Annotated in this window: 12 protein-coding genes; 8 read left to right on the plus strand and 4 right to left on the minus strand. The window is 60.8% G+C overall.

Annotation, left to right across the window (positions count from 1 at the left end; genetic code table 11):
- Positions 1 to 20 precede the first annotated feature (20 nt).
- From NTD84_RS26610 to NTD84_RS26620, 3 genes are read right to left on the minus strand one after another with little or no spacing between them, the layout of a single operon-like run.
- Complete coding sequence (locus tag NTD84_RS26610) at positions 21 to 410, minus strand: DNA polymerase III subunit chi (RefSeq protein ID WP_262171906.1); 390 nt, start codon at positions 408 to 410, stop codon at positions 21 to 23.
- An 8-nt stretch (positions 411 to 418) separates the two neighbouring features.
- The gene (locus NTD84_RS26615) at positions 419 to 847 is read right to left on the minus strand and encodes a DNA polymerase III subunit chi (protein WP_262171909.1); all 429 of its coding nucleotides are present in this window, start codon (positions 845 to 847) and stop codon (positions 419 to 421) included.
- Positions 848 to 907: 60 nt separating this feature from the next.
- Entirely contained in the window at positions 908 to 2,398 is a 1,491-nt protein-coding gene (locus NTD84_RS26620) for a leucyl aminopeptidase (protein WP_262171912.1), read from the minus strand.
- 294 nt (positions 2,399 to 2,692) lie between these two features.
- On the opposite strand from NTD84_RS26620, the gene lptF reads away from it, so the two are divergent.
- From lptF to pdxJ, 8 genes are all read left to right on the plus strand, one after another.
- A complete protein-coding gene (lptF, locus tag NTD84_RS26625; RefSeq protein ID WP_262171915.1) occupies positions 2,693 to 3,811 on the plus strand; it encodes an LPS export ABC transporter permease LptF in 1,119 nt (372 codons plus the stop codon).
- Positions 3,804 to 4,865 carry an LPS export ABC transporter permease LptG gene (lptG, locus tag NTD84_RS26630; RefSeq protein ID WP_262171918.1) on the plus strand — a complete coding sequence of 354 codons (1,062 nt, stop codon included), beginning with the start codon at positions 3,804 to 3,806 and terminating at the stop codon, positions 4,863 to 4,865. Before lptF ends, lptG begins: the two co-directional genes overlap by 8 nt.
- Positions 4,866 to 5,036: 171 nt before the next feature.
- Positions 5,037 to 6,836: a translation elongation factor 4 gene (gene lepA, locus NTD84_RS26635; RefSeq protein ID WP_262171921.1), complete on the plus strand. Its 1,800-nt coding sequence runs from the start codon at positions 5,037 to 5,039 to the stop codon at positions 6,834 to 6,836.
- A 5-nt stretch (positions 6,837 to 6,841) separates the two neighbouring features.
- Positions 6,842 to 7,696, plus strand: coding sequence for a signal peptidase I (gene lepB, locus NTD84_RS26640; protein ID WP_262171924.1), 855 nt, complete (start codon positions 6,842 to 6,844; stop codon positions 7,694 to 7,696).
- A 184-nt stretch (positions 7,697 to 7,880) separates the two neighbouring features.
- The gene (gene rnc / locus NTD84_RS26645) at positions 7,881 to 8,570 is read left to right on the plus strand and encodes a ribonuclease III (RefSeq protein ID WP_032828632.1); all 690 of its coding nucleotides are present in this window, start codon (positions 7,881 to 7,883) and stop codon (positions 8,568 to 8,570) included.
- Positions 8,563 to 9,465 carry a GTPase Era gene (gene era / locus NTD84_RS26650; RefSeq protein ID WP_262171928.1) on the plus strand — a complete coding sequence of 301 codons (903 nt, stop codon included), beginning with the start codon at positions 8,563 to 8,565 and terminating at the stop codon, positions 9,463 to 9,465. Before rnc ends, era begins: the two co-directional genes overlap by 8 nt.
- Positions 9,466 to 9,617: 152 nt before the next feature.
- A complete protein-coding gene (gene recO, locus NTD84_RS26655) occupies positions 9,618 to 10,301 on the plus strand; it encodes a DNA repair protein RecO (protein ID WP_262171931.1) in 684 nt (227 codons plus the stop codon).
- A gap of 47 nt (positions 10,302 to 10,348) precedes the next feature.
- Positions 10,349 to 11,092: a pyridoxine 5'-phosphate synthase gene (gene pdxJ, locus NTD84_RS26660; RefSeq protein ID WP_262171933.1), complete on the plus strand. Its 744-nt coding sequence runs from the start codon at positions 10,349 to 10,351 to the stop codon at positions 11,090 to 11,092.
- A gap of 120 nt (positions 11,093 to 11,212) precedes the next feature.
- Here pdxJ and mltF read toward each other — a convergent pair whose 3' ends face one another.
- Positions 11,213 to 12,673 carry a membrane-bound lytic murein transglycosylase MltF gene (gene mltF / locus NTD84_RS26665; protein ID WP_262171936.1) on the minus strand — a complete coding sequence of 487 codons (1,461 nt, stop codon included), beginning with the start codon at positions 12,671 to 12,673 and terminating at the stop codon, positions 11,213 to 11,215.
- Between the last annotated feature and the right edge of the window lie 120 nt (positions 12,674 to 12,793).

A 12,793-nucleotide genomic window follows, 5' to 3' on the forward strand; every position in this document is an offset into this window, starting at 1 on the left:
CATTGGGATTGTGTTTCGGCCTAGTCGTTGTACTGACTGAGCAACCGCTCCAGCCGCGCGCTCAGGCGGCGTTTGATTTCGGTTTCGATGTGCGGGGCGAAGTCGTCGATCACATCTTGCATGATCAATTGCGCGGCGGCGCGCAGTTCGCTGTCCAGGTGCAGCAGGTCGTCGGGGCCCTTGCTGATGGCGGGTTCCGGGCGGGCGACGGCGGCGGGTGGGGGCGGTGCGACGGTGGGCTGGCTGGCGCTGACCGTGTCGAACAGCATCGGAATCTGTTCCTGGTCACCGTCCTCGACCGTGTCGGTCAACAGCGGCGGTTGCAGGTCGTCATCGCCGAGCAGTTGGCGGATCGACTCAAGGTCGTCCAGCAGGTGCGCGGACTTTTGCAGCGGTTTTGGAGTGTCCATCGGAATGCTCAGAGTCGCTGTAAACGGTGATCTTGCAGAGGATAGCCCTGTTCGCGGTAGAAACGGAAACTCTCCCGCGCGGCCGCGCGAATCGTTGGATCTTCTACCACCACTTCCGCCACGCGGGCGAATTGTTTGGCGAAGGCCGGGACTTTCAGGTCCAGGTTGACCAGCAGATCCTGGTGTTGACCGCAGTTATCTCCCAGCCCCAGCACGATCAGGCTGTCCGGTTCACTTTCGGCGCAACCATGGGGCACGAAGCTTTCGCCCTTGAAGGCCCACAACCGCGCATCGAGGTCATTGCGCTGGGCGGCATCGCTGCAATGCAGGTAGATGCGGTGACCCATGCGCCAGGCTTTTTCGGTGAGCTTGCAGGCAAAATCCAGCCGTGCCGAGGGATCGGCGCTGGGCAGGATATAGAAGTCGACTTTGGTCATTGCGGTTCCTGAGCCATTAACAGCGCCCTTTATCAAGGACGCTGCTCAAGGTCATCGTTTTCAGGCTTTGGCGCGGTCCAGCAGGTATTGCGTCAACAACGGCACCGGGCGGCCAGTGGCGCCCTTGTCCTTGCCGCCGCTGGTCCAGGCGGTACCGGCGATGTCCAGGTGCGCCCAGTTCAGGTTCTTGGTGAAGCGCGACAGGAAGCAGGCAGCGGTGATGGTCCCGGCTTTCGGGCCGCCGATGTTGGCGATGTCGGCGAACGGGCTGTCCAGCTGCTCCTGGTACTCATCGAACAGCGGCAGTTGCCAGGCGCGGTCGTCGGCAGCCTTGCCGGCGCTCAGCAACTGGCCGATCAGTTCGTCGTTGTTGCCCAGCAGGCCCGAAGTGTGCGCGCCCAGGGCGACGACGCAAGCGCCAGTCAGGGTGGCGATGTCGATCACCGCTTGCGGCTTGAAGCGTTCGGAGTAGGTGAGGGCGTCGCACAGCACCAGACGGCCTTCGGCGTCGGTGTTGAGGATTTCCACGGTCTGGCCGCTCATGGTGGTGACGATGTCGCCCGGACGCGAGGCATTGCCGCTCGGCATGTTTTCGGCGCAGGCGAGGATGCACACCAGGTTGATCGGCAGTTTCAGTTCGAGCACGGCCCGCAGGGTGCCGAAGACGCTGGCCGCGCCGCCCATGTCGTACTTCATTTCGTCCATGCCCAGGCCAGGCTTGAGGCTGATACCGCCGGTGTCGAAGGTGATGCCCTTGCCGACCAGTGCATACGGCTTCTCGGATTTCTTGCCGCCGTTGTATTGCATGACGATCAGGCGCGGTGGCTGGGCGCTGCCCTGGCCGACGGCGTAGAACGAGCCCATGCCCAGGTCCTTGATCTTCTTCTCATCAAGGACTTCGACTTTAAGGGTCTTGAATTCTTTACCGAGGTTCTTGGCTTGCTCGCCGAGGAACGTCGGGTGGCAGATGTTCGGCGGCAGATTGCCGAGGTTGCGGGTGAACGCCATGCCGTTGGCGATCGCGGTGGCGTGGGCCACGGCGCGCTCGACTTCAGCCTGGGCGGCCTTGATGGTCACCAGGGTGACTTTCTTCAGGGCGCGAGGCTCGGCTTTCTGGCTCTTGAACTGATCGAAGGTGTATCCGCCGTCTACCAGGGTTTCGGCCAGCAGGCGGGTCTTGCCGTAGCTGTCGCGGCCCTTGACCACGATTTCGTCGAGGGCCAGCACCGCATCGGCGCCGCCCAGGCCTTTGAGGGTATTAAGGACACCGGCAATGATTTTGCGGAATGGACGGTCGCCCAGTTCTTCGTCCTTGCCCACGCCCACGAGCAGTACGCGCTCGGCTTTCAGGTTCGGCAGGCTGTGCAGCAGCAGGCTTTGACCGACTTTGCCGGCCAGGTCGCCGCGCTTGAGCACTGCGCTGATGGCGCCGCCGCTCAGGGCGTCGATTTGATTGGCAGCGGCGCCGAGCTTGCGGCCTTCGCCGACGGCGACCACCAGGGTGGCGGTTTTCAACGTTTCGGGGTTAACGCTTTTTACAACCAGTTCCATGTCCGGTTCCCTGAGTGATAGGTGGGTAGGCAAGGGCTCGGACGTGTGCGCGAGCCTGCTTATAAGGAAAGAGGCGCAGTTTGAACCTCGCTGCCTGCGCCGACAACCCTGGGCAACGCGATTCTAACTGTAGGCGCCCCCCTCGCTCCTACAAGGGATTCCGAGCATTGCGCAGTGACAGGCGCGTCCAATCACAGGATAATGCGCCAAATTTTTCGGCGGCCCGGTCTTGTGGGCTGCCTGATAGGTTCGCTTGTCCGGCTGCCTACGCCTGACAACCCTGGAGTGTCTGGTTTGATTGTCTTCCGTTATCTGTCCCGCGAAGTCCTGTTGACCTTGAGCGCCGTCAGCGCCGTGCTGCTGGTCATCATCATGAGCGGGCGCTTCATCAAATACCTCGCCCAGGCGGCTTCCGGTCTGCTGGACCCGAGCTCGTTGTTCCTGATCATGGGCTTTCGCCTGCCGGGTTTTCTGCAGCTGATCCTGCCGCTGGGCCTGTTTCTCGGGATCCTGCTGGCCTACGGTCGCCTGTACCTCGAAAGTGAAATGACCGTGCTGTCGGCCACGGGCATGAGCCAGCAACGCCTGTTCACCATCACCCTGTTTCCGGCGGCCCTGGTGGCGCTGGTGGTGGCATGGTTGAGCCTGAGCCTGGCGCCGCAAGGGGCCAATCAGTTCCAGTTGTTGCTGAACAAGCAGGACGCCCTGACCGAATTCGATACCCTCGAGCCGGGCCGCTTCCAGGCATTGCGCGATGGCACCCGGGTGACCTACACCGAAACCCTGACGGATGACCGCATCCATCTCGGCAGCGTGTTCATTTCGCAAAAAAACCTCTCGTCCGACAACAAGGATCGCGGGATTTCCGTACTGGTGGCCGAGAAGGGCCGCCAGGAAATCCGCGAGGACGGTAACCGCTACCTGATCCTCGACAATGGCTATCGCTACGACGGTAACCCGGGGCAGGCCGACTACCGGGCGATCAAGTACGACGAGTACGGCGTGTTGCTGCCTAAGCCGGACGTCAGCGACGAAGTCACCGACCGTGATGCGATGCCGACCAGCGCCCTGTTGGGCAGCGACGACCCCCGTTCTCGCACCGAGCTGCAATGGCGCCTGTCGTTGCCGTTGCTGGTGTTCATCGTGACCCTGATGGCGGTGCCGCTGTCGCGGGTGAATCCACGACAAGGTCGTTTCCTCAAGCTGCTGCCGGCGATTCTTCTTTATATGGCTTACCTCACCATCCTGATTGCTGCACGCGGCGCCCTCGAAAAGGGCAAGATCCCGGCTGCAATGGGGTTGTGGTGGGTGCACGGGATATTCCTGGCCATCGGCCTGGGCCTGTTGTACTGGGAACCCCTGAAGTTGAAGCGGGCGAGTCGCCGCAGCGCGCTGGAGGTGGCCCGTGGTTAAACTCGATCGCTACATCGGCAGCAGCGTCTTCATCGCGATCCTTGGGGTACTGGGGATCATTCTCGGCCTGGCGACCTTGTTTGCGTTCATCGATGAGATGAGCGATGCCAGCGATACCTACACGCTCCTCGATATTCTCAGCTACGTTTTGCTGACCGCGCCGCGTCGTTTGTACGACATGCTGCCGATGGCCGCGCTGATCGGTTGCCTGATCGGCCTCGGCAGCCTGGCCAGCAACAGTGAACTGACCATCATGCGCGCCGCGGGCGTGTCGATCGGCCGGATCGTCTGGGCGGTGATGAAGCCGATGCTGGTACTGATGCTGGCCGGGGTGCTGATTGGCGAGTACATCGCGCCGGCGACCGAAAGCACGGCCCAGGCCAATCGTTCGCTGGCCCAGGGCAGTGGCGACGCGCAGAGCGCCAAGCACGGCATGTGGCACCGTCAGGGCGACGAGTTCATTCACGTCAACTCGGTGCAGCCCAACGGCATCCTGTACGGAGTGACGCGTTATCACTTCGACAAGGAACGGCACATGTTGTCGGCAAGCTTTTCCAAGCGTGCCGAGTTCGACAAGGATCACTGGCAGCTCAGTGACGTCACCACCACGCTGTTCCATGAGCGCAGCACCGAGGTGGTCAACACGCCAGTCGAGCGCTGGAACGTGGCGCTGAGCCCGCAACTGCTGAGCACTGTGGTGATGGCCCCCGAATCGCTGTCGATTTCCGGTCTGTGGGGTTACATCCACTACCTTGCTGATCAGGGGCTGAACAACGGCCGTTACTGGCTGGCATTTTGGGTCAAGGTGTTGCAGCCACTGGTCACGGCCGCGCTGGTGCTGATGGCTATTTCCTTCATCTTCGGCCCGTTGCGCTCGGTGACCCTCGGTCAGCGGGTGTTCACTGGCGTGCTGGTGGGTTTCACCTTCCGCATCGTCCAGGACCTGCTGGGGCCTTCGAGCCTGGTGTTCGGTTTCTCGCCGCTGTTCGCGGTGCTGGTGCCGGCGGGCGTCTGCGCCTTGGCCGGGGTCTGGTTGCTGCGCCGCGCCGGGTGATATCGCCGGTTTCCTGACTTCGCGGTTGATAAAAAACGCCCCTGTCGCAAGACCGGGGCGTTTTTGTAGGTGCCGTCTGACCTGCGAACGTGACGCTTGCGCCGTGGATCAGGTACAATTCCCGGCTATTTTTCGGCGGGCTATGCCTGCAGCCTTTTTGAGTGTTGATCCGTGAGTGATTTGAGTCATATCCGCAATTTCTCCATCATCGCCCACATTGACCATGGCAAGTCGACGCTGGCCGACCGCTTCATCCAGATGTGCGGCGGCCTTGCCGAGCGCGAAATGGAAGCCCAGGTGCTGGACTCCATGGACCTGGAACGTGAACGCGGGATCACCATCAAGGCCCACAGCGTCACCCTGTATTACACCGCTCGCGACGGCATCAAGTACCAGCTGAACTTCATTGACACCCCGGGCCACGTTGACTTCACCTACGAAGTCAGCCGGTCTCTGGCGGCTTGTGAAGGTGCATTGCTGGTGGTTGACGCGGGTCAGGGCGTGGAAGCGCAATCGGTCGCCAACTGCTACACGGCGATCGAGCAGGGCCTGGAAGTCATGCCGGTCCTGAACAAGATCGACCTGCCACAGGCCGATCCTGAGCGTGTCAAAGAAGAAATCGAAAAAATCATCGGTATCGACGCCACCGACGCGGTCGAGTGCTCGGCCAAGACCGGCCTGGGCGTCGATGAAGTGCTCGAACGTCTGGTTCAAACCATTCCCGCGCCGACCGGCAACATCGAAGATCCGCTGCAAGCGTTGATCATCGACTCCTGGTTCGACAACTACCTGGGCGTCGTTTCCCTGGTGCGCGTGCGTCACGGTCGCGTGAAGAAGGGCGACAAGATCCTGGTCAAATCCACCGGCAAGATCCACCTGGTGGACAGCGTCGGTGTCTTCAACCCGAAACACACTGCCACCACTGACCTGAAGGCCGGTGAAGTGGGCTTCATCATTGCCGGTATCAAGGACATTCACGGGGCACCGGTCGGTGACACCCTGACCTTGAGCTCGACGCCGGACGTCGATGTGCTGCCAGGCTTCAAGCGCATCCAGCCGCAGGTCTACGCCGGTCTGTTCCCGGTCAGCTCCGACGACTTCGAAGATTTCCGTGAAGCCTTGCAAAAGCTCACGCTCAACGACTCATCGCTGCAGTACACCCCGGAAAGCTCCGACGCCCTGGGCTTCGGTTTCCGTTGCGGGTTCCTCGGCATGTTGCACATGGAAATCATCCAGGAGCGCCTGGAGCGCGAATACGACCTGGACCTGATTACCACCGCACCCACGGTTATTTTTGAGCTGTTGCTGAAAACCGGTGAAACGATTTACGTCGACAACCCGTCGAAGCTTCCGGACCTGTCGTCGATCGAGGACATGCGTGAACCGATCGTGCGCGCCAATATTCTTGTGCCGCAAGAGCACCTGGGCAACGTCATTACCCTGTGCATCGAGAAGCGTGGCGTGCAGCACGACATGCTGTTCCTCGGTACCCAGGTCCAGGTGACCTACGATTTGCCGATGAACGAGGTGGTCCTGGACTTCTTCGATCGTCTGAAATCCACCAGTCGCGGCTATGCTTCGCTGGATTACCATTTCGATCGTTATCAATCGGCTAATCTGGTGAAACTGGATGTGCTGATCAACGGTGACAAGGTCGACGCCCTGGCGTTGATCGTGCATCGCGACAATGCGAACTACAAAGGTCGCCAGTTGACCGAGAAGATGAAAGAACTGATTCCGCGGCAGATGTTCGACGTGGCAATCCAGGCCGCCATTGGCGGGCAGATTGTGGCGCGTACAACCGTCAAGGCGCTCAGAAAGAACGTATTGGCCAAATGCTACGGCGGTGACGTCAGTCGTAAGAAAAAGCTGCTGGAAAAGCAAAAGGCCGGTAAAAAACGCATGAAGCAAGTCGGCAACGTGGAGATTCCACAAGAAGCCTTCCTTGCAGTGCTCAGGTTGGATAGTTAGGTCCTATGTCACTAAATTTCCCGCTGTTGCTGGTCATCGCCGTGTTCGTCTGCGGCCTTTTGGCGTTGCTCGATCTGGTTTTCCTCGCGCCGCGTCGGCGTGCTGCCATTGCCTCCTATCAGGGCAGCGTCAGCCAGCCTGATGGGGTGGTGGTCGAAAAACTGAACAAAGAGCCGTTGCTGGTCGAGTACGGCAAGTCGTTCTTCCCGGTGTTGTTCATCGTGCTGGTCCTGCGTTCGTTCCTGGTGGAACCGTTCCAGATTCCTTCCGGCTCGATGAAACCGACGCTGGACGTTGGCGACTTCATTCTGGTGAACAAGTTTTCCTACGGGATTCGCCTGCCGGTCATCGACAAGAAAGTCATCGAAGTCGGTGATCCGCAGCGCGGCGATGTCATGGTGTTCCGCTATCCGAGCGATCCGAACGTCAATTACATCAAGCGTGTGGTTGGCCTGCCGGGTGACCAGATTCGTTACACCGCTGACAAGCGTCTGTTCGTCAACGGTGAGTCGGTCGCCGAGCAACTGGTCGGCTCCGAGCCGGGCACGCTTGGCAGCGCCGAGCTCTACAAGGAAAAACTCGGCGCCGCCGAGCACCTGATCCGCAAGGAAATGAGCCGCTATCGCGCTTCGCCGGACCATACGTGGACCGTGCCGGCCGGGCACTACTTCATGATGGGCGACAACCGCGACAATTCGAACGACAGTCGCTACTGGGATGATCCGACCATTCCAAAGGATCTGCTGGGCATGGTTCCCGACAAGAATATTGTCGGCAAGGCCTTCGCAGTCTGGATGAGCTGGCCGGAACCCAAACTCAGTCACCTGCCGAATTTCTCGCGGGTTGGCCTGATCAAGTAATCACACACGGCGCTGTTGAACACAGCGCCGAATGCTTTTCTGGATCAGCCACAATCGGCGCCAGCGGCATGAAAACAATGATATTCAGGACGTAATTTTTGAACACAGCGTTAATTGTCCCAAGCCTGCGCCGCACGTCGGCGATGGCGGTGGAATCCAGCCACGAACTCAGCGTGGGTAAACCGTGAGCGTCTCCTTAAGCCGTCTAGAGCGTCAGCTCGGCTACACCTTCAAGGACCAGGAACTGATGGTCCTGGCCCTGACTCACCGCAGCTTTGCCGGGCGCAACAACGAACGCCTGGAGTTCCTCGGTGATGCCATCCTCAACTTCGTCGCTGGCGAGGCGCTGTTCGATCGTTTCCCGCTGGCCCGCGAAGGCCAATTGTCGCGATTGCGCGCACGCCTGGTGAAAGGTGAGACCCTGGCCGTACTGGCCCGCGGTTTCGACCTGGGCGACTACCTGCGTCTGGGTTCCGGCGAGTTGAAAAGCGGCGGCTTCCGCCGCGAGTCGATTCTGGCCGATGCCCTGGAAGCACTGATCGGTGCAATCTACCTGGACGCCGGCATGGACGTGGCGCGCGAGCGGGTGCTGGCCTGGCTGGCCGGCGAGTTCGAAGGCCTGACGCTGGTCGACACGAACAAAGATCCAAAAACCCGCCTGCAGGAATTCCTGCAATCCCGGGGTTGTGAGCTGCCGCGTTACGAAGTGGTGGATATCCAGGGTGAGCCGCATTGCCGGACGTTCTTCGTCGAATGTGAAATCACCTTACTGAACGAAAAAAGCCGAGGTCAGGGTGTGAGTCGTCGTATTGCCGAACAGGTAGCGGCCGCCGCAGCACTGATTGCCCTGGGTGTGGAGAATGGCAATGACTGATACAACCGCAACACGCTGTGGCTATGTTGCCATCGTCGGCCGTCCCAACGTGGGCAAGTCCACGCTGCTGAACCACATCCTCGGCCAGAAGCTCGCGATCACTTCGCGCAAGCCGCAGACCACCCGTCACAACATGCTGGGCATCAAGACCGAAGGCGCCGTGCAGGCGATCTATGTCGATACCCCGGGCATGCACAAGGGCGGCGAAAAGGCCCTGAACCGCTACATGAACAAGACCGCTTCGGCGGCGTTGAAAGACGTCGACGTGGTGATCTTCGTGGTGGATCGCACCAAGTGGACCGACGAAGACCAGATGGTCCTCGAGCGCGTGCAGTACGTGACTGGCCCGCTGATCGTGGCGCTGAACAAGACCGACCGCATCGAAGACAAATCCGAGCTGATGCCGCACCTGACCTGGTTGCAGGAACAACTGCCGAACGCGCAGATCATGCCGATCTCGGCCCAGCACGGGCATAACCTCGACACCCTGGAGCGTGTGATCGCCGAGCATCTGCCGGAAAACGATCACTTCTTCCCGGAAGACCAGATCACCGACCGCAGCAGCCGTTTCCTCGCCGCCGAACTGGTGCGCGAGAAAATCATGCGCCAGATGGGCGCCGAGCTGCCGTACCAGATCACCGTGGAAATCGAAGAGTTCAAGCAGCAGGGGAAAACCCTGCACATCCATGCCTTGATCCTCGTCGAGCGTGACGGTCAGAAGAAAATCATCATTGGCGACAAGGGCGAGCGCATCAAGCGCATCGGCACTGAGGCGCGCAAGGACATGGAGTTGCTGTTCGACTCCAAGATCATGCTCAACCTGTGGGTCAAGGTTAAGGGCGGCTGGTCCGATGACGAGCGCGCGTTGCGTTCGCTGGGCTACGGCGACCTGTAAAGCAACATCGATCACTGTGGGAGCGGGCTTGCTCGCGAAGACGATGTAACATTCAGCAGTGATGTTGACGGTTACACCGCTTTCGCGAGCAAGCCCGCTCTCACATTGGTTTCGGGTGGTGTGAAAAGCCGTATCCTTTCATTGAGAGTTCCATGTCCCAGCCCATCGGCCAGCCCGCCTACGTGCTCCACTCCCGCGCCTACCGCGAAAGCAGTGCGCTGGTGGATTTCCTCACGCCGCAAGGTCGGCTGCGGGCAGTGCTGCGCAGTGCGCGGGGCAAGGCGGGGACGCTGGCCCGGCCGTTCGTGCCGCTGGAAGTCGAGTTCCGTGGGCGGGGCGAGCTGAAAAATGTCGGGCGCATGGAAAGCGCCGGCGTCTCGACCTGGCTCAACGGTGAAGCGCTGTTCAGCGGTCTTTACCTCAATGAACTGCTGATTCGCCTGTTGCCGTCGGAAGATCCTCATCCCGGCGTCTTCGATCACTACGCCGCAACGCTGCTCGCCCTGGCCGAAGGTCGTCCGCTGGAGCCGTTGCTGCGCTCTTTCGAATGGCGTCTGCTCGACGATCTTGGCTACGGTTTTGCGCTGTCCACCGACATCCACGGCGAGCCCATCGCGCCGAACGGTCTGTACCGCCTACAGGTGGATGCGGGCCTGGAGCAGGTCTACCTGCTGCAACCCGGCCTGTTCAACGGCACCGAGTTGCTGGCCATGGCCGAGGCCGACTGGTCCGCCCCGGGGGCGTTGTCCGCGGCCAAGCGCTTGATGCGTCAGGCGCTGGCCGTTCATCTGGGCGGTCGTCCTTTAGTCAGTCGCGAGTTGTTTCGAAAGCCGTAGTCTCCCCGTATGCTGTGCGCCGAATCTTTCAATTCAGGAGCGCTTCCGTGACCACCAGCAATCGCATTCTTCTCGGCGTGAACATCGACCACGTTGCCACCCTGCGTCAGGCCCGGGGCACTCGCTACCCGGATCCGGTCAAGGCCGCACTGGACGCGGAAGAGGCGGGCGCTGACGGCATCACCGTGCACCTGCGCGAAGACCGTCGGCACATTCAGGAGCGCGACGTGCTGCTGCTCAAGGACGTGCTGCAAACCCGCATGAATTTCGAAATGGGCGTGACCGAAGAAATGATGGCGTTCGCCGAGCGCATTCGTCCGGCGCACATTTGCCTGGTCCCGGAAACCCGTCAGGAGCTGACCACAGAAGGCGGACTGGACGTGGCGGGGCAGGAGGCGCGGATCAAGGCGGCGGTGGATCGCCTGGCGAAGATCGGTTGCGAAGTGTCGCTGTTCATCGATGCGGACGAGCGGCAGATCGAAGCCTCGCGCCGCGTCGGTGCGCCGGCCGTCGAGTTGCACACCGGTCGCTACGCGGATGCCGAAACCCCGACGGACGTGGCGGAAGAACTCAAGCGTGTGGCCGATGGCGTGGCGTTTGGCCTGGCCCAGGGCCTGATCGTCAATGCCGGTCACGGCTTGCACTATCACAACGTTGAAGCGGTTGCGGCGATCAAGGGCATCAATGAACTGAACATTGGCCATGCGCTGGTGGCGCATGCGTTGTTTGTCGGGTTCAAGTCGGCGGTGTCGGAGATGAAAGCGTTGATCCTGGCCGCCGCAAAAGCCTGAGCCAAAACCAGAATGTGGGAGCGGGCTTGCTCGCGAAAGCGGTGTATCAGTCAAGGGTGATGTGGCTGATACACCGCTATCGCGAGCAAGCCCGCTCCCACATTTGACCGAGGGCGGGGTTTAGAGCGGCGGGGTTTCCTGATTCGGCTTGGTCTTGTCGACCCCCGGCACATGCAGATTGCCTTCGGCGACCTGATTGCCTTCCAGCTGCGGTTGCGTCACCCAGGTCAGGATGTCGTAGTAGCGCCGGATGTTCGCCACGAAATGCACCGGTTCTCCGCCGCGGGCGTAGCCGTAGCGGGTCTTGCTGTACCACTGCTTCTGCGACAGGCGTGGCAGGATTTTCTTCACGTCCAGCCACTTGTCCGGGTTCAACCCTTCCTTCGCCGCCAGCTTGCGCGCGTCATCCAGGTGACCGCTGCCAACGTTGTAGGCGGCCAGGGCAAACCAGGTGCGATCCGGCTCCTGGATCGATTCGTCCAGTTGGTCCTTCATGTAGGCGAGGTACTTGGCGCCGCCCATGATGCTTTGCTTGGGGTCCAGGCGATTGGACACGCCCATCGCCTGCGCGGTGTTCTGGGTCAGCATCATCAGGCCGCGCACGCCGGTCTTCGAGGTGACGGCCGCCTGCCACAGGGACTCCTGATAGCCGATCGCCGCCAGCAGGCGCCAATCGACTTTTTCTTTCTTGGCGTACGCCTTGAAGTGCTGCTCGTACTTGGGCAGCCGTTGCTGCAGGTGCTGGGCAAACGTCGTGGCGCCCATGTAGCCCAGTACATCGACATGCCCGTAATAACGGTCTTTCAAGCGTTGCAGGGTGCCGTTCTTCTTCACCTTGTCGAGGTAGGCGTTGATCTCGTTGAGCAGGCTGTTGTCTTCGCCAGCTGCCACGGCCCAGCTTTGGTTGCTGGCGTCGCCGAGGTCGAAGGCCACCCGGATGTTGGTGAAGTACACCTGGTTCATCGCGACTTCGTTGGAGTCGACCAGCGTCAGGTCGATCTGGCCTTCATCCACCATGCGCAGCAGGTCGACGACTTCGACCGCGTCGGACTCTTCGTATTCGATACCGGGAACGGTGCGTTTCAGCTCCGCCATTTGCTCGGCGTGGGTACTGCCCTTGAGCACCATGATCTTCTTGCCGACCAGGTCCTTCGCATCGGTCGGCCGCGACTGGCCGTTACGGTAGATGACCTGCGGAGTGACTTCGAGGTAGGAGTGGGAGAACCGCACCTGTTTCTTGCGCTGTTCGCTGCTGACCAGGCCGGCCGCGGCGATCACCGGTCCGTTGGGCTTGCCGACCTGATTGAACAGGTCGTCGAGGTTGTCGGCGGTCTCGATCTTCAGTTCGACCCCCAGATCGTCGGCGAAGCGCTTCACCAGCTCGTATTCGAAGCCGGTTTCACCGTTGCGATCCTGAAAGTAGGTGGCGGGGCTGTTTCGGGTAACCACCCGCAGCACGCCATCCTCCTTTACGCGCTCCAGCGTGTTGGGTTTATCAACACAGCCACTGAGCATCAGGAAGAGTCCGGTTGCGATCAGCCATTTGGCGTATCGCGGACGCAAAGCCGTTGGGGAAAACATCTGCGCAGTATACGCAAAGGACCACGAGCGCCATATCTCGACAGCGACGGCCTTGTCTGCTAGAGGCTGAAAAACCGCTCTGGAGCCCGCAGGAATGGGCCCGGACCACAATATGTGACA

This window comes from Pseudomonas sp. 14P_8.1_Bac3, assembly GCF_025466085.1.
Lineage (GTDB): Bacteria > Pseudomonadota > Gammaproteobacteria > Pseudomonadales > Pseudomonadaceae > Aquipseudomonas.